Raw genomic sequence first — 14,782 nt, forward strand, 5'->3', positions numbered from 1 at the left:
CCTACTTTTTCTTAGCTTCTTTACGACGCACATACTCATCGGCATAACGAACACCCTTACCTTTATAAGGCTCTGGTGGACGGAAGGCGCGAATTTCTGCGGCCGCCTGACCAAGCAATTGCTTGTCAGCGCTTTTCAGAACAATTTCTGTCTGACTTGGGGTCTCAGCTTTTACACCTTCAGGTAAGGTGTAAACAACAGGATGAGAAAAACCCAAAGTCAGGTCTACAGTGTTACCCGCTGCTTTTGCACGATAACCAACACCGTTAAGAATCAGCTTCTTCTCGAAGCCCTGGCTTGCGCCAATAACCATGTTGTTAATCAATGCACGGGTAGTGCCCGCTAATGCGCGGGACTGCTTGGCGCTGTCACGACCAGCGAAGGTTAACTTGGAATCATCCAATTTAACTTCAACTTTATCGTGAACGTTTAGCGCCAAAGTACCGTTGCTGCCTTTAACAGTGATGTCTTGACCTTTAAGGTCGACAGTCACGCCAGCAGGTACTTCAACCGGACTATTTGCAACTCGTGACATTACGATTTCCTATAAAACTTTTAAAAAAAGTTAAATTAAAATACGGTGCAAAGAACTTCACCACCAATGCCTTGGGCACGGGCAGCGCGATCGCTCATAACACCTTTACTGGTAGAAACAATAGCGACACCCAAGCCACCGCGTACGGTTGGCAGGCCATCTTTACCAGCGTAGTTACGTAAACCTGGACGGCTTACACGGTCAAGCTCAGCAATTACTGGCTTGCCCTCAAAGTACTTCAGCTCAACAGTAAGCTCAGGCTTAGCGCCTTCTGCAACACTGTAACCGCTGATGTAACCTTCGTTTTCTAAAACTTGTGCAACACTAACCTTCAACTTAGAAGAAGGCATGGTTACCTCAGTTTTTGCAGCTTGCTGACCGTTACGAATGCGGGTCAACATATCTGCTAAAGGATCTTGCATGCTCATCGGAATCTGCTCCTAGGTTCAGCGATCTAAATTACCAGCTGGCCTTAACCAAGCCAGGTACATCACCGCGCATGGCAGCTTCACGTAACTTGTTACGACACAGGCCAAACTTGCGGTAAACCGCGTGTGGGCGACCGGTTACGCGACAGCGACGTTGCTGACGAGCTGGGCTCGCATCACGCGGCAATTTCTGCAGCTTAACCTGGGCTTCCCAAAGCTCTTCTTCAGAGCTCTCTGGGTTGGCGATGATCGCTTTTAGCTCAGCACGCTTAGCTGCGTACTTTGCCACTGTAGCTGCACGCTTAGCTTCACGTGCAATCATAGATTTCTTAGCCATGACTCTACCCTAGCCTTTGAAAGGAAAGTTGAAGGCTTTCAACAGCGCGCGACCTTCTTCGTCGGTGCGAGCACTGGTGGTGATACAAATATCTAAACCACGTAGCTTGTCTACTTTATCGTAGTCAATCTCTGGGAAGATAATTTGCTCGTTCACGCCCATGGAAAAATTACCACGACCATCAAACTGTTTAGGACTGATGCCGCGGAAGTCACGGATACGTGGGATAGCAATAGAAACCAAGCGCTCTAGGAATTCGTACATACGATCCTGACGCAAGGTTACTTTACAGCCTACCGGCCATCCTTCACGAACCTTGAAACCAGCAATAGATTTACGAGCTTTGGTAACAACAACTTTCTGACCAGAGATTTTCTCTAAATCAGCAACTGCGTTTTCCAAAACCTTTTTGTCGCCAATAGCTTCACCAACACCCATATTGACGGTGATTTTGGTGATGCGCGGCACTTCCATCACGTTTGCCAAACCTAGCTCTTCTTTAAGCTGGGCAGCAATTTCGCTCTGGTAAAGTTCTTTCAACTTAGCCATTTTACTCTTACCGTTTTACCGTCTGCTTTATGCGTCTACGGCTTCGCCGTTGGATTTGAAGATGCGAATTTTATTTCCATCTTCAAGGATTTTAAAACCAACCCGATCAGCTTTCTGGGTAGCTGGGTTGAATATCGCTACGTTAGAAGCCTGAATAGGGGCTTCCTTCTCAACGATACCGCCAGCAACACCTGCCTGTGGGTTTGGCTTTTGGTGCTTCTTAACAATCTGCACACCGGATACGATTAGGCGATCGTCTTGCAAAACCTTAACGACTTTGCCTCGCTTGCCTTTGTCGCGGCCAGCGATAACAATCACTTCATCTTCACGTTTAATCTTACGCATTACCCTGTCCTCAATACCTAGCTTGTCGTACCGTTACAGTACTTCAGGAGCCAGAGAGATGATTTTCATGAACTTCTCACCACGGAGCTCGCGAGTTACAGGGCCGAAGATACGAGTACCCACTGGAGCATCACTTGCATTAAGCAATACAGCAGCATTGTCATCGAACTTGATCAGAGAACCGTCAGGGCGACGAACACCTTTTTTGGTGCGTACCACAACAGCCTTCATGACCTGGCCTTTCTTTACCTTACCGCGAGGTATGGCTTCTTTTACCGTTACCTTAATGATATCGCCAACAGACGCGTAACGACGGTGAGAACCGCCCAACACTTTGATGCACATTACACGGCGAGCACCACTGTTATCAGCGACATCTAAGTAAGATTCTGTTTGAATCATCGTTCGTCTCCGAAACTCTAATGCACACTACTGAATTAAATTTCAGCAGCGCGCTCTTCGATTTTAACCAGAGCCCAAGACTTAGTCTTTGACAAAGGACGAGACTCAGAGATGGTTACAACATCACCCATCTTGCACTCGTTCTGTTCGTCGTGGGCCTTCAGCTTAGATGACTTACTAACATACTTGCCGTAAATCGGGTGCTTAACGCGGCGCTCAATAAGAACAGTAATGGTTTTATCCATCTTGTTACTTACAACTTTACCAGTCAGCGTGCGTACCAACTTTTCTGCTTCTGCCATAGTTAGTTACCTGCCTTTTCGTTCAGCACTGTCTTGATGCGAGCAATGTCTTTACGAGTCTGGCGAATCAAATGAGTCTGATTCAACTGACCAGTAGAGGCTTGCATACGCAGTTTAAATTGCGCTTGCAGTTGAGAAAGCAACTCTTGGTTCAGCTCTTCAACTGATTTTTCGCGGAGTTCTTGAGCTTTCATTACATCACCGAACGTTTAACGAAGGTTGTACTTACTGGCAGCTTACGAGCAGCCAACTCAAATGCTTCGCGGGCCAATTCTTCAGAAACGCCTTCCATTTCATAAAGAACTTTACCCGGCTGGATCTGAGCTACCCAGTATTCAACATTACCCTTACCTTTACCTTGACGAACTTCCAAAGGCTTTTCAGTAATAGGCTTGTCTGGGAATACTCGGATCCAAATTTTACCGCCACGTTTAATGTGACGAGTCATCGCACGACGAGCCGCTTCAATCTGACGGGCTGTGATACGACCACGGCCTACAGCTTTCAGAGCGAATTCGCCGAAGCTCACTTTAGAACCGCGATGCGCTAAACCGCGATTGCGGCCTTTTTGCATTTTGCGGAACTTTGTACGCTTTGGTTGCAACATGTGGCGTACCCCTTACTTAGAATTTTTCTTCTTCGGTGCAGGCTTTTTGGCTTCAGCTTGCGCTTCTTCCATATCGCCAATCACTTCACCTTTGAAGATCCAAACTTTGACACCAATGATGCCGTAAGTTGTGGCCGCTTCAGCAGTTGCGTAGTCGATGTCAGCACGTAAAGTGTGTAGAGGTACACGACCTTCACGATACCACTCGCTACGAGCGATCTCAGCACCACCAAGACGACCACCAACCTGGATCTTGATACCTTCAGCACCCTGGCGCATGGCGTTTTGTACAGCACGCTTCATAGCGCGACGGAACATCACACGACGCTCCAACTGCTGTGCAACACCTTGGGCTACCAGAGTCGCATCCAGATCAGGCTTGCGAATCTCTTCGATGTTAATGTGGACAGGAACACCCATCTCTTTGCTAACAGCTGTGCGAAGCTTTTCAACGTCTTCACCTTTCTTACCGATCACGATGCCTGGACGGGCAGTGTGAATAGTAATGCGAGCTGTGTTAGCAGGACGCTCAATGTCTACACGGCTAACAGATGCGTTTGCCAATTCTTTTTGAATGTACGCACGTACTTTCAAGTCGGTATTCAGCTTGTCTGCATACTCATCGCTGCCAGCATACCAAGTAGAGGTGTGCTTCTTAACGATGCCCAGACGAATACCTGTCGGATGTACTTTCTGACCCATAACGTCTGTTCTCTTAACTGTCGGCGACTTTAACGGTGATGTGACAAGAACGCTTTAAAATGCGATCTGCACGACCTTTCGCACGTGGCTTGATACGCTTCATTGTTAAGCCTTCGTCTACAAAGATTGTAGAAACTTTCAGCTCATCAACATCCGCACCTTCGTTGTGCTCAGCGTTTGCAATTGCAGACTCAAGCACTTTCTTGATAATTTCGGCACCTTTCTTCGGGCTGAAAGCCAAGATGTCTAGCGCTTCTTCAACGTGCTTACCACGAATCTGATTTGCTACTAGACGCGCTTTCTGAGCCGACAAACGAGCACCGCGCAATTTTGCTGCTACTTCCATTGTCATTTACCTCTTAGCGCTTCTTGGCTTTCTTGTCTGCGATGTGTCCGCGGTAAGTGCGGCTCGCAGCGAATTCGCCCAGCTTGTGACCAACCATTTCTTCGTTAACAAGAACTGGCACATGCTGACGACCGTTATGCACAGCGATGGTTAAACCAACCATTTCCGGCATGATCATTGAACGGCGAGACCAGGTTTTAATTGGACGCCGATCATTTTTTTCGATCGCTGTTTCGACCTTCTTAATCAAGTGAAGATCGATGAAAGGACCTTTTTTCAGTGAACGTGGCACTGTTCTTTCCTCTTTCAGCTACTTACTTAGACAAGATTATTTCTTGCCACGACGGCGTACAATCATCTTATCGGTACGCTTGTTCTTACGGGTCTTATAACCCTTAGTAGGCGTACCCCAAGGTGACACCGGATGACGACCGCCAGAAGTACGACCTTCACCACCACCGTGCGGGTGATCTACCGGGTTCATCGCCACACCGCGAACGGTAGGACGAACACCACGCCAGCGAGAAGCACCTGCTTTACCCAGAGAGCGCAAGCTGTGCTCACTGTTAGATACTTCACCCAAGGTAGCGCGACACTCAGATAGAACCTTACGCATTTCACCACTACGTAAACGTAGAGTTGCATAAGCGCCATCACGAGCAACCAGCTGAGCCGAAGTACCTGCAGAACGAGCTATTTGAGCACCTTTACCAGGCTTCAACTCGATGCAGTGAACAACAGAACCTACTGGGATATTACGCAGTGGCAAAGTGTTACCAGGCTTGATTGGCGCCGCGTCACCAGACACGATTTCAGCACCAGCGCTTACACCTTTAGGAGCGATAATGTAGCGACGCTCACCGTCAGCGTAACAAACCAAAGCGATATTAGCGCTGCGATTTGGATCGTATTCAAGACGCTCAACTTTGGCTGGAATGCCATCTTTGTTGCGCTTGAAGTCGATCAAACGATAGTGTTGCTTGTGACCACCACCAATATGACGAGTCGTAATACGACCGTTATTGTTGCGACCACCAGACTTAGACTTCTTCTCTAGCAGAGGCGCGTAAGGAGCACCTTTGTGCAGCTCAGGATTGACGACACTAACAACGTGACGACGACCTGGAGAAGTAGGCTTACGTTTTACAATAGCCATCTCAACGTCTCCCTTACTCTGCTACGGCAAAGTCAATATCTTGACCTTGCTCTAGACGAACGTAAGCTTTTTTCCAATCGCTACGCTTGCCCATACCGTGACGGGTACGCTTAGTTTTGCCCTTTACGTTCAAAACACGTACACCTTCAACTTTAACTTCAAAAAGCTGCTCAACTGCGGCTTTGATTTCAGCTTTAGTGGCGCAAGTAGTTACTTTGAAAACTACCTGGTTGGCGGCATCGCCAGCCATCGCCGCTTTTTCAGAAATCACTGGACCTAGCAGCACTTTATAAATGCGTTCCTGGCTCATCCCAATGTCTCCTCAAGCTTTTTCAGTGCAGCAACAGTTACTACAACCTTGTCAAAGCGGATCAAAGCTACTGGATCAACAGCCTGTGCATCGCGAACGTCAACTTTGTGCAAGTTGCGAGACGCTAAGTACAAGTTGGAATCGATCTCTTCAGTAACAATCAACGCTTCAGTCAAGTCGAACTGCTTCATTTTCGCTACCAGCTCTTTAGTCTTTGGCGCTTCAACAGCGAAAGACTCAACAACTACTAGGCGATCCTGACGATTCAACTCAGACAAGATGCAGCGCATCGCAGCGCGGTACATTTTCTTGTTCAGCTTTTGCTCGTGGTTACGAGGCTGAGCAGCAAATGTAACACCACCAGAGCGCCAGATTGGGCTACGGCTGGTACCAGCACGTGCACGACCTGTGCCCTTTTGACGCCAAGGTTTGGCGCCGCCACCAGAAACCGCAGAACGGTTCTTCTGGGCCTTAGTACCCTGACGAGCACCAGCCATAAAGGCTACTACCGCCTGGTGTACCAGGTCTTGATTAAATTCACGACCGAAAGCAACATCAGATACAGAAACTGTACCCTTAGCGCCTTCAGGTGTTGCAATATTTAATTCCATGGTCATCCCCCTAGGAAGCCTTAACCGTTGCTCTGCAGTTTCACAGCAGGACGTACAATCACGTCACCACCTGGAGCACCTGGAATAGCACCCTTAACTAACAGCAGATTGCGCTCAGCATCAATGCGAACCACTTCTAGGTTCTGAACAGTTACCTGCTCGGAGCCCATGTGACCAGCCATTTTTTTGCCTTTGAACACACGTCCTGGGGTCTGACATTGACCAATTGAACCAGGAGCACGGTGGGAAATTGAGTTACCGTGAGTAGCATCTTGCATATGGAAATTCCAACGCTTAACGCCACCTTGAAAGCCTTTACCTTTAGAGGTACCGGTAACATCGATTTTTTGACCAGCTTCGAAAGTTTCAACGGTGATTTCACCGCCAACCTCGAAAGCTTCTTCATTGTCGTTACGAAGCTCCCACAAACCACGACCCGCTTCAGCGTTAGCTTTAGCGAAGTGACCTGCAGCAGACTTAGCGACACGGGAGGCACGACGAGACCCTACGGTTACTTGTACAGCGTTGTAACCGTCGGTTTCCACGTTCTTAACCTGGGTGATGCGATTAGGATCAACCTCAATCACAGAAACAGGGATGGAAACACCATCTTCAGTAAAAATGCGAGTCATACCGCTTTTGCGGCCGACTAGACCAATCGTCATTTTGCTAACCTCTCAGTGTACGGGGCTTTTACCCGCTATGGCCGCCCATCTCAGAGCGTTACACATACCTAAGCATTGAGGCTTAGGTTTCGGCATTAATTAAATAATTAACCGAGACTAATTTGAACCTCAACACCAGCAGCTAGATCTAGCTTCATAAGTGCATCAACAGTTTTCTCAGTCGGTTGAACAATATCCAACAAACGCTTATGTGTACGAATCTCATATTGATCACGCGCATCTTTGTTTACATGCGGAGAAACCAATACAGTGAAACGCTCCTTACGAGTCGGCAGCGGAATCGGACCCCGAACTTGTGCGCCAGTACGCTTTGCCGTCTCAACAATCTCCTCAGTAGAAGCGTCGATGAGCTTGTGGTCGAAAGCCTTAAGGCGGATTCGAATTCGTTGATTCTGCATCTGAACCAAACTCCAAAATCGTTAATAAATTTACCCATTTCACAAAGCCTTACGACCCTGAAAAATGGAAGCGGAATTCTATAGACCCATTTCAAGCTGGTCAAGCCTTATTTGTAAAAAAATTAACCAGCACAGAAAGCAAGCACCTCCAGCCCTGCCCGCGAGCCTTAAATCCACACAAACTGCCCGGTAGCACCTAAAGCCACATTCCTGCTAGACTGCCCGCAGTCAAATAATAAACCTACAAAAATGACCTACAAAGCAAACCGAATCAGCCAGGTGTTCCAGAGCTATCGCCAGAAGTTAGCCAGTAGAATTCGCCACCTAGTCAAACCCCAGGATATAGACGACATTATCCAGGATACCTTTGTGCGCTGCTACGAAGCCGAGCTAAAACAGGAAATTGAATACCCGAAAACCTATATGCTACGGACCGTTCAGCACCTGGCCATCAATCACAACCAGCGCTGGGACAATAGCCGCTGCCAGCATATAGAGGATTTTGACGAGCCAATTGTCCAATTACTAGCACCAAGTGCAGAGCAAGACTTCGAGTCAAAAGAACGATTTTTACAGTTTTGCCGAGCGGTAGAACAACTGCCTGACAGCTGCCGTAAGGCCTTTGTACTCAAAAAGGTCTATGGCCTTAGCCAAAAAGAAATTGCAGAATACTTACAACTCAGCGAAAGCACGATAGAGAAACACATTGCCAAAGGCATGCGCCTCTGCTTTGCCTATATAAGGAATATAGAAGAGCAAGAAAGTAGCCCCCAGCACACCCCAAATGGCAAACAAACGAATACCGCAAGACAATGAGCAAGCTACGCCTATTAAGCAATAATGAAGACAGCCTCGACCAAGCCAGCGAGTGGCTAGCCAAGGTCGACAGAGGTCTTAATGAAAGCGAAAAACTAGCCCTAAAACAGTGGCTAGAGAGTAATCCTATGCACCGCCGAAACCTCTTCGATATGGCCGCACTCTGGGATTCCATGAGCATGCTTAGCGAACTCTCCGCCATGTTCCCACTGGAAGAACAGGCAAAGCCCAACAAGACAAACTGGCGCCACTACGGCTCCGTAGCCGCAAGCCTTATGCTAATAGGTATCGGGATCGCCTTTTTTTGGGTCAAAGAACATGTTCTGCTGCAAGAGGAATACATTACCGCCATTGGGGAGCACAAGCTATTTGAGCTCAACGACGGCTCAAGCATCCACTTAAACACCAATAGCCGCGTTAGCGTCAACTTCAGCTTTGGACTGAGAGAACTTAACCTAGAGCAAGGCGAAGCGCACTTTAATGTAGCACATGATAAAAAACGGCCTTTTATTGTGAGCGCCGGCAATCAAACAGTTACCGCAATCGGCACAGCCTTCAACATTAGACTGTCGCAACAAGACGACATGGAACTACTGGTCACCGAAGGACGCGTATCCCTGGCAAGCGGCACCACAGACACCCCCACCCCCAAAACGATGCCAACTACCACCTACCTTGAGGCCGGACAGCAAATAGCACCCAATATATCCGCCCAGAGCCCAATTGAACCTGTCACCAGCGCCGCCATAGATGGCAAACTAGCATGGCAAAGAGGTTTTATTGTTTTTGACGGCACCCCTTTAGGCAAGGCCCTGCAAGAAGTGCAACGCTATGCCAAGTACGAAATTGTTGCCGATAAAGATATCCAAAACCTTGAGATTGCCGGATACTTTAAGACCAGCGATATCGACAAGTTAATCGCTTCCCTAGAACAGAGCTTCGACCTCAACTCTGAACGCAAAGGACAAACCATTCACCTTCGCCAACGCTAAAGTATGAAAACTATAAATATTTTTGGTGGTTCATGGCGGAAACTCACACACCAACTGTCAGCTCTTGGCAAGGCTGACGGATCTTTGTGCATTTATATAACTATCTGCTTTTTTGCCACACTCTGGCAAAGCAGCAATAGCCTAGCAGCTCATGAGCAAGAGCTAAGAAAGACACACTCTTTCAATATACCCGCACAAAGAGCCGACCGAGCACTAACCGAATTTGGCCGCCAAAGTGACAGCACCATCGTGTTCTCATTTAAGGCAACCAAACCCTTTAAAGCCAATACCTTACGAGGGCGACACAGCCTAAAGCAAGGTATTGAGCGACTACTAAGAGGCAGCGGTTTAATAGCTCGCATTGGTAAATCCGGACAGCTGAGTATTGAAATACAAAGCCAACCGGAGAGTGCAGTTAATATGACTAATAAAAAAACCTTGCTAGCCGCCGCTGTCGCGAGCGCCGTAAGCGCAGGCAGCATGACCACCATCGCCCAAAACAACAACGCTGAAATCGAAGAGGTCACTGTACTTGGCAGCCGCCAAGCTGGTCGATCAGCTGGAGATATGCCTGTCCCTGTAGACACCTTAAGCTCCGATGCCCTTTCAAACAGCGGCCAAACGGAAGTCGGCCGAATGCTTCAATCTCTGGCGCCATCTTTTAACTTTCCAAGTTCATCAATATCCGACGGCACCGATGCGCTACGCCCCGCCACCTTGCGCGGCCTAGGCCCAGATCAAACCTTAGTTTTGGTTAACGGCAAGCGCCGCCACCAAGCCTCACTAATACACATCAACACCTCGGTTGGCCGAGGCACAGCCGGCGTCGACATGAACGCCATTCCCGCCTCTTCCATCAAGCGCATTGAAGTTTTGCGTGATGGCGCCGCCGCCCAATATGGCTCAGATGCAATCGCAGGGGTCATCAACATCGTACTGAAAGATGATGACGAAGCCGGCCATATTGGTATTTCAAACGGTGAATATTCCGAAGGAGATGGCAATACCACTAATATAGATTTCTCCAAAGGCTTCACACTTGGCAGCGATGGCTACCTAAACATCTCTGGTAACTTTCGCGATCGTGAGCACACCAATCGCGCCGGCCTACACGGCTCGTGCCAGTTCAGCGGCTGCGCCGACACTGACGGCAACGGCATTTTGGAAGCTGGCGACCCAAGAGAAGTAACCGCACCGAGGCAAACCTTCCGCATTGGCGATGCCGATTCCGAGCAGACCGCCCTAACCTTAAATGCCGGAGTCGAAGTAGGCCAAGGCGAGCTATACGGCTTTGCCACCTATTCAAGTCGAGATAATCAATCAGCCGCCTTCTTCAGACACAACGCCAATAACGGCGGCAATGCACCACTCTCAGATGGTGACGCCACTATCCCAAGCGGCTTCCTACCTAAGATTAATAGTGAAATCGAAGATATCTCGGTAAATATTGGCTACCGCTTAGAGCTGGATAGCGGAGCAACATTGGATTTCTCATACACCACCGGTGAGAACAGCATCGATTACACCACCAGCGACTCACTTAACTCGTCCTTTGCCAACCACCTGCTTAACAGCACCAATATGAGCGACGCCGAGATTCGCAGCAGCGTACCCAGGACCGCCAAGGCGTACGGGCTAGAGCTTGGACTTGATACTTTTAATGTCGATTTTACGCAATCCTATGGCGACCTCGCACTGGCAGCAGGCGCAGCCATTCGCAAAGACAGCTACAAGGTTATACCTGGCGAAGAGTACGCCTATAACGATTACGACACTCAAAATGGCGTCAGCCTTTATGACAGCGATCGCAGTGGCGGTATTCAAGGCTTCCCGGGTATCGGACCACAATCAGCGGTTGATGAGGAGCGCGATGTAAACTCCCTCTATATAGATGGCGAATACCAAGTTAGCGACGAGCTACTGATTAGTGCCGCCATGCGCTATGACGACTATGACGGCTTTGGCAACACCGTTAACTACAAGCTCGCAGGCAGCTTTGAAGCCAGCGATACCGTACGCTTGCGCGCCGCTGCCAGCACCGGTTTTAGAGCCCCCTCAATGCAGCAGCTGTACTTTAACAATGTCAGCACTCAATTTGTCACCGACAGCAGCGGCAATCTTGTTGCTGCAGAGCGCGGCACTTTCCGCAACGACAGCCCGGTTGCCAAAGCCATTGGCATACCTTCCTTAAAAGAGGAAGAGTCCGTTAACCTTAGCTTTGGTATCGTCGCCGATCTTACTGATCACCTAAATATGACTATCGATTTCTATCAAGTACAAATCGATGATCGTATCGTAATCAGTAAAGGTCTGGGACTTGGCTTAAACGATGAGCTAGACGCAGCCCTTAATAGCGCTGGCGCCTCGCAAGCTCAGTTCTTCCTAAATGGCGCAGACACCGAAACCAAGGGCGTCGATATTGTTGCCTCTTATGAAGGCATCGAGATTGGCAACGGCAATCTTGATATCACCTTTGCAGCCAACTACACCAAAACCGACGTCACCGGCCTATTCACCCCAGCCGACGGCGGTCTTGCCACATTAAGCACTGACCAGGTATTTAGCTCCCAGGACATCTCAATTATCGAAGAGTGGCAACCAAAGGATCGTATTAGCCTTAGCGGCTTCTATAGCAATGATAACTGGACTGCCAACCTATCCTTCAATCGCTTTGGCGAGTACACCATTGAAGATGGCGGACGCCAAACCTATGGTGCTGAGATTTTGACCGATCTGCGCATTGCCTATGAATTCGACAATGGCTTTGGAATCAACTTCGGCGGCAACAACATTTTTGACGTCACCCCTGATGAGAACCAAATCGGCAACTCTCGTACCGGAGCTATTGAAGATGGCCCTGGCGGCAACCTTATTGTCGACAGCAAAGGAGTGTTTACTTACTCTCGCCGCTCAGCGCCATTTGGCTTTAATGGAGCTTATTATTACTTCGGCTTAAGTTATGACTTCTAAGCGTCGCAATTGCCGTCTAAAATAGCCCCACAAGCTGCTTAAGATCAAAGCCACCCCAAATTGGGGTGGCTTTTTACTATGAGCGTGCAAAAAATCACCATTTTTCTACTATTTTAGGTTCAATAAGCGCGCAAGAATCCGTATAATTGCGCGCTATTTTTTTGGAATTGGACTTGGTTTAACTCGAGAAACAGAAATGTCTGACTTATCACACTACCGTAACATCGGTATCTTCGCACACGTTGATGCCGGTAAAACTACCACTACTGAGCGTATCCTTAAGCTAACCGGTAAGATCCACAAAACCGGTGAAGTACACGATGGTGAATCCACCACCGACTTCATGGAGCAGGAAGCTGAGCGTGGTATTACCATCCAGTCAGCAGCGACCACCTGCTTCTGGAAAGACCACCGCATGAACATCATCGATACCCCAGGGCACGTTGACTTCACCGTTGAAGTATATCGCTCTCTAAAAGTACTTGATGGTGGCGTAGGCGTATTCTGTGGTTCTGGTGGTGTTGAGCCCCAGTCTGAAACCAACTGGCGCTATGCAAACGAATCTGAAGTTGCTCGTATCATCTTCGTAAACAAGCTTGACCGTGTGGGCGCCGACTTCTTGCGCGTTGTTGGTCAGGTTGAGAAGGTACTGGGCGCTAACCCACTGGTTATGACTCTACCGATCGGCCGCGAAGATAACTTCGTTGGTATTGTAGACATTCTAACCAAGACCGCTTACAAGTGGGATGACTCTGGCCTACCAGAGAACTTCGAAATCATCGATATCCCAGAAGATATGGTTGATCAGGTTGACGAATACCGCGAGCAGATGGTTGAAACCGCTGTTGAGCAAGACGACGACCTAATGGAAGCTTATATGGAAGGTGAAGAACCTTCTATCGAAGACATCAAGCGCTGCATCCGTAAAGGCACCATCGCTCTAGATTTCTTCCCAACTTACTGCGGTTCTGCATTTAAGAACAAAGGTGTTCAGCTAGTATTGGATGCTGTTGTTGATTACTTGCCTAGCCCAACCGAAGTTGACCCACAGCCTTTGACTGACGAAGAAGGTGAAGAAACTGGTGAGCACGCTATCGTTTCTGCTGAAGAGCCACTACGCGCCTTAGCATTTAAGATCATGGACGACCGCTTTGGCGCCCTGACCTTTATCCGTATCTACTCTGGTGTTTTGAACAAGGGTGACACCATCCTTAACTCTTACACTGGTAAAACCGAGCGTATCGGCCGTATGGTTGAGATGCACGCTGACGAGCGTACCGAATTGAGCACTGCTCAAGCGGGTGACATTATCGCCGTTGTAGGTATGAAGAACGTTCAAACTGGTCACACCCTATGTGATCCTAAGAACCCTTGTACTCTTGAGCCAATGATCTTCCCAGAACCAGTAATCTCTATTGCTGTTGCACCTAAAGATAAAGGTTCTACCGAGAAGATGGGCGTTGCTATCGGTAAGATGGTTGCAGAAGATCCTTCTTTCGTTGTTGAAACTGATGAAGATTCTGGTGAAACCATCCTTAAAGGTATGGGTGAATTGCACCTAGACATTAAGGTAGACATCTTGAAGCGCACCTACGGTGTTGAGCTTGAAGTTGGTCAGCCTCAGGTGGCATACCGCGAAACTATCACCATGCCAATCGAAGACAGCTACACTCACAAGAAGCAGTCTGGTGGTTCTGGTCAGTTCGGTAAGATCGACTATCGCATCAAGCCTAATGAGCCAGGTGAAGGCTTTACCTTCGAATCTACCGTTGTTGGTGGTAACGTTCCTAAGGAATTCTTCCCCGCAATCGAGAAAGGCTTCAAGGGCATGATGGACGAAGGTCCTCTAGCTGGCTTCCCTGTTCTAGATGTTCACGTTGAGCTTTACGATGGTGGCTACCACGCAGTTGACTCCTCTGCTGTAGCGTTTGAAATTGCTGCTAAAGGCGCTTTCCGTCAGTCCATGCCTAAGGCTGGCCCTCAGCTGATCGAGCCTATCATGCACGTTGACGTGTTCACTCCAGACGATCACGTTGGTGACGTTATCGGTGACTTGAACCGTCGTCGCGGCATGATCAAAGATCAAGAGCCAGGCACCACCGGTGTTCGCATTAAAGCTGACGTACCACTAGCTGAAATGTTTGGTTACATTGGTCACCTTCGTACCATCACTTCTGGTCGTGGTCAGTTCTCTATGGAGTTCAGCCACTACATGCCTTGTCCGCAAAACGTTGCTGACGAAGTGATTGCAGACGAGAAGGCTAAGAAAGAAGCTAAGAAGTAATTAGCG

The 14,782-nt window shown here is 48.5% G+C and carries 22 protein-coding genes; 4 read left to right on the plus strand and 18 right to left on the minus strand.

Annotated features, from left to right (window positions below; translation table 11 throughout):
• Nucleotide 1 precedes the first annotated feature (1 nt).
• From rplF to rpsJ, 17 genes are all read right to left on the minus strand, one after another.
• Nucleotides 2–535 carry a 50S ribosomal protein L6 gene (gene rplF, locus Q1A08_RS20435; RefSeq protein WP_299776257.1) on the minus strand — a complete coding sequence of 178 codons (534 nt, stop codon included), beginning with the start codon at nt 533–535 and terminating at the stop codon, nt 2–4.
• A gap of 35 nt (nt 536–570) precedes the next feature.
• Nucleotides 571–963, minus strand: a complete 393-nt coding sequence (rpsH, locus tag Q1A08_RS20440) for a 30S ribosomal protein S8 (RefSeq protein ID WP_299776258.1) — start codon at nt 961–963, stop codon at nt 571–573.
• 31 nt (nt 964–994) lie between these two features.
• Nucleotides 995–1,300 carry a 30S ribosomal protein S14 gene (gene rpsN / locus Q1A08_RS20445; protein WP_299776259.1) on the minus strand — a complete coding sequence of 102 codons (306 nt, stop codon included), beginning with the start codon at nt 1,298–1,300 and terminating at the stop codon, nt 995–997.
• Between the two features lie 9 nt (nt 1,301–1,309).
• Nucleotides 1,310–1,849, minus strand: coding sequence for a 50S ribosomal protein L5 (rplE, locus tag Q1A08_RS20450; protein WP_299776260.1), 540 nt, complete (start codon nt 1,847–1,849; stop codon nt 1,310–1,312).
• A gap of 27 nt (nt 1,850–1,876) precedes the next feature.
• The gene (rplX, locus tag Q1A08_RS20455; protein WP_299776261.1) at nt 1,877–2,194 is read right to left on the minus strand and encodes a 50S ribosomal protein L24; all 318 of its coding nucleotides are present in this window, start codon (nt 2,192–2,194) and stop codon (nt 1,877–1,879) included.
• 33 nt (nt 2,195–2,227) lie between these two features.
• On the minus strand, nt 2,228–2,596 hold the full coding sequence (gene rplN, locus Q1A08_RS20460; RefSeq protein WP_166843498.1) for a 50S ribosomal protein L14: 369 nt from the start codon (nt 2,594–2,596) through the stop codon (nt 2,228–2,230).
• A 35-nt stretch (nt 2,597–2,631) separates the two neighbouring features.
• Nucleotides 2,632–2,898 carry a 30S ribosomal protein S17 gene (rpsQ, locus tag Q1A08_RS20465; protein WP_299776262.1) on the minus strand — a complete coding sequence of 89 codons (267 nt, stop codon included), beginning with the start codon at nt 2,896–2,898 and terminating at the stop codon, nt 2,632–2,634.
• Nucleotides 2,899–2,900: 2 nt separating this feature from the next.
• A complete protein-coding gene (gene rpmC / locus Q1A08_RS20470; RefSeq protein ID WP_166843496.1) occupies nt 2,901–3,092 on the minus strand; it encodes a 50S ribosomal protein L29 in 192 nt (63 codons plus the stop codon).
• Nucleotides 3,092–3,505 (minus strand): 50S ribosomal protein L16, encoded by a 414-nt coding sequence (gene rplP / locus Q1A08_RS20475; protein WP_166843495.1) that lies wholly within the window; start codon nt 3,503–3,505, stop codon nt 3,092–3,094. Before rplP ends, rpmC begins: the two co-directional genes overlap by 1 nt.
• A 12-nt stretch (nt 3,506–3,517) precedes the next feature.
• On the minus strand, nt 3,518–4,207 hold the full coding sequence (rpsC, locus tag Q1A08_RS20480) for a 30S ribosomal protein S3 (protein WP_299776263.1): 690 nt from the start codon (nt 4,205–4,207) through the stop codon (nt 3,518–3,520).
• A gap of 13 nt (nt 4,208–4,220) precedes the next feature.
• Nucleotides 4,221–4,553, minus strand: coding sequence for a 50S ribosomal protein L22 (gene rplV, locus Q1A08_RS20485; RefSeq protein ID WP_166843493.1), 333 nt, complete (start codon nt 4,551–4,553; stop codon nt 4,221–4,223).
• A 13-nt stretch (nt 4,554–4,566) separates the two neighbouring features.
• Nucleotides 4,567–4,845: a 30S ribosomal protein S19 gene (gene rpsS / locus Q1A08_RS20490; protein WP_166843492.1), complete on the minus strand. Its 279-nt coding sequence runs from the start codon at nt 4,843–4,845 to the stop codon at nt 4,567–4,569.
• A gap of 36 nt (nt 4,846–4,881) precedes the next feature.
• Nucleotides 4,882–5,709 carry a 50S ribosomal protein L2 gene (gene rplB, locus Q1A08_RS20495; RefSeq protein WP_299776264.1) on the minus strand — a complete coding sequence of 276 codons (828 nt, stop codon included), beginning with the start codon at nt 5,707–5,709 and terminating at the stop codon, nt 4,882–4,884.
• Nucleotides 5,710–5,722: 13 nt separating this feature from the next.
• Nucleotides 5,723–6,019 (minus strand): 50S ribosomal protein L23, encoded by a 297-nt coding sequence (gene rplW, locus Q1A08_RS20500; RefSeq protein WP_299776265.1) that lies wholly within the window; start codon nt 6,017–6,019, stop codon nt 5,723–5,725.
• On the minus strand, nt 6,016–6,630 hold the full coding sequence (gene rplD, locus Q1A08_RS20505; protein ID WP_299776266.1) for a 50S ribosomal protein L4: 615 nt from the start codon (nt 6,628–6,630) through the stop codon (nt 6,016–6,018). The genes rplW and rplD overlap by 4 nt, the downstream gene beginning before the upstream one ends.
• Nucleotides 6,631–6,650: 20 nt before the next feature.
• Entirely contained in the window at nt 6,651–7,295 is a 645-nt protein-coding gene (rplC, locus tag Q1A08_RS20510; RefSeq protein WP_299776267.1) for a 50S ribosomal protein L3, read from the minus strand.
• A 107-nt stretch (nt 7,296–7,402) separates the two neighbouring features.
• The gene (gene rpsJ / locus Q1A08_RS20515; RefSeq protein WP_299776268.1) at nt 7,403–7,714 is read right to left on the minus strand and encodes a 30S ribosomal protein S10; all 312 of its coding nucleotides are present in this window, start codon (nt 7,712–7,714) and stop codon (nt 7,403–7,405) included.
• A 249-nt stretch (nt 7,715–7,963) separates the two neighbouring features.
• Here rpsJ and Q1A08_RS20520 point away from each other — a divergent pair, with 249 nt between their 5' ends.
• Nucleotides 7,964–8,530, plus strand: a complete 567-nt coding sequence (locus Q1A08_RS20520) for an RNA polymerase sigma factor (RefSeq protein ID WP_299776269.1) — start codon at nt 7,964–7,966, stop codon at nt 8,528–8,530.
• A gap of 183 nt (nt 8,531–8,713) precedes the next feature.
• Here the strand turns inward: Q1A08_RS20520 and Q1A08_RS21530 are convergent, their stop codons facing one another.
• A complete protein-coding gene (locus Q1A08_RS21530; RefSeq protein ID WP_363323556.1) occupies nt 8,714–8,800 on the minus strand; it encodes a GlyGly-CTERM sorting domain-containing protein in 87 nt (28 codons plus the stop codon).
• Nucleotides 8,801–8,805: 5 nt separating this feature from the next.
• Here Q1A08_RS21530 and Q1A08_RS20525 point away from each other — a divergent pair, with 5 nt between their 5' ends.
• The 3 genes from Q1A08_RS20525 (at nt 8,806) to fusA (ending at nt 14,776) form a co-directional block, all read left to right on the plus strand.
• Nucleotides 8,806–9,522 (plus strand): FecR domain-containing protein, encoded by a 717-nt coding sequence (locus tag Q1A08_RS20525; RefSeq protein ID WP_363323557.1) that lies wholly within the window; start codon nt 8,806–8,808, stop codon nt 9,520–9,522.
• 3 nt (nt 9,523–9,525) lie between these two features.
• The gene (locus tag Q1A08_RS20530) at nt 9,526–12,492 is read left to right on the plus strand and encodes a TonB-dependent receptor (RefSeq protein WP_299776271.1); all 2,967 of its coding nucleotides are present in this window, start codon (nt 9,526–9,528) and stop codon (nt 12,490–12,492) included.
• A 196-nt stretch (nt 12,493–12,688) separates the two neighbouring features.
• A complete protein-coding gene (gene fusA, locus Q1A08_RS20535; RefSeq protein WP_299776272.1) occupies nt 12,689–14,776 on the plus strand; it encodes an elongation factor G in 2,088 nt (695 codons plus the stop codon).
• Nucleotides 14,777–14,782 lie beyond the last annotated feature (6 nt).

It is taken from the genome of uncultured Pseudoteredinibacter sp. (assembly GCF_947500695.1).
GTDB lineage: Bacteria > Pseudomonadota > Gammaproteobacteria > Pseudomonadales > Cellvibrionaceae > Pseudoteredinibacter.

Bases quoted from the DNA above. Each gene is read 5' to 3' on its own strand.
- rplV (WP_166843493.1), bottom strand. From the start codon at position 4,553: ATGGAAGTAGCAGCAAAATTGCGCGGTGCTCGTTTGTCGGCTCAGAAA.
- rplD (WP_299776266.1), bottom strand. From the start codon at position 6,630: ATGGAATTAAATATTGCAACACCTGAAGGCGCTAAGGGTACAGTTTCT.
- rpsQ (WP_299776262.1), bottom strand. From the start codon at position 2,898: ATGGCAGAAGCAGAAAAGTTGGTACGCACGCTGACTGGTAAAGTTGTA.
- rpsH (WP_299776258.1), bottom strand. From the start codon at position 963: ATGAGCATGCAAGATCCTTTAGCAGATATGTTGACCCGCATTCGTAAC.
- rplE (WP_299776260.1), bottom strand. From the start codon at position 1,849: ATGGCTAAGTTGAAAGAACTTTACCAGAGCGAAATTGCTGCCCAGCTT.
- rplX (WP_299776261.1), bottom strand. From the start codon at position 2,194: ATGCGTAAGATTAAACGTGAAGATGAAGTGATTGTTATCGCTGGCCGC.
- Q1A08_RS20520 (WP_299776269.1), top strand. From the start codon at position 7,964: ATGACCTACAAAGCAAACCGAATCAGCCAGGTGTTCCAGAGCTATCGC.
- rpsJ (WP_299776268.1), bottom strand. From the start codon at position 7,714: ATGCAGAATCAACGAATTCGAATCCGCCTTAAGGCTTTCGACCACAAG.
- rplC (WP_299776267.1), bottom strand. From the start codon at position 7,295: ATGACGATTGGTCTAGTCGGCCGCAAAAGCGGTATGACTCGCATTTTT.
- rpmC (WP_166843496.1), bottom strand. From the start codon at position 3,092: ATGAAAGCTCAAGAACTCCGCGAAAAATCAGTTGAAGAGCTGAACCAA.
- rpsC (WP_299776263.1), bottom strand. From the start codon at position 4,207: ATGGGTCAGAAAGTACATCCGACAGGTATTCGTCTGGGCATCGTTAAG.
- rplP (WP_166843495.1), bottom strand. From the start codon at position 3,505: ATGTTGCAACCAAAGCGTACAAAGTTCCGCAAAATGCAAAAAGGCCGC.
- Q1A08_RS20530 (WP_299776271.1), top strand. From the start codon at position 9,526: ATGAAAACTATAAATATTTTTGGTGGTTCATGGCGGAAACTCACACAC.
- rplN (WP_166843498.1), bottom strand. From the start codon at position 2,596: ATGATTCAAACAGAATCTTACTTAGATGTCGCTGATAACAGTGGTGCT.
- rplB (WP_299776264.1), bottom strand. From the start codon at position 5,709: ATGGCTATTGTAAAACGTAAGCCTACTTCTCCAGGTCGTCGTCACGTT.
- fusA (WP_299776272.1), top strand. From the start codon at position 12,689: ATGTCTGACTTATCACACTACCGTAACATCGGTATCTTCGCACACGTT.
- rplF (WP_299776257.1), bottom strand. From the start codon at position 535: ATGTCACGAGTTGCAAATAGTCCGGTTGAAGTACCTGCTGGCGTGACT.
- rplW (WP_299776265.1), bottom strand. From the start codon at position 6,019: ATGAGCCAGGAACGCATTTATAAAGTGCTGCTAGGTCCAGTGATTTCT.
- Q1A08_RS20525 (WP_363323557.1), top strand. From the start codon at position 8,806: ATGCTAATAGGTATCGGGATCGCCTTTTTTTGGGTCAAAGAACATGTT.
- rpsN (WP_299776259.1), bottom strand. From the start codon at position 1,300: ATGGCTAAGAAATCTATGATTGCACGTGAAGCTAAGCGTGCAGCTACA.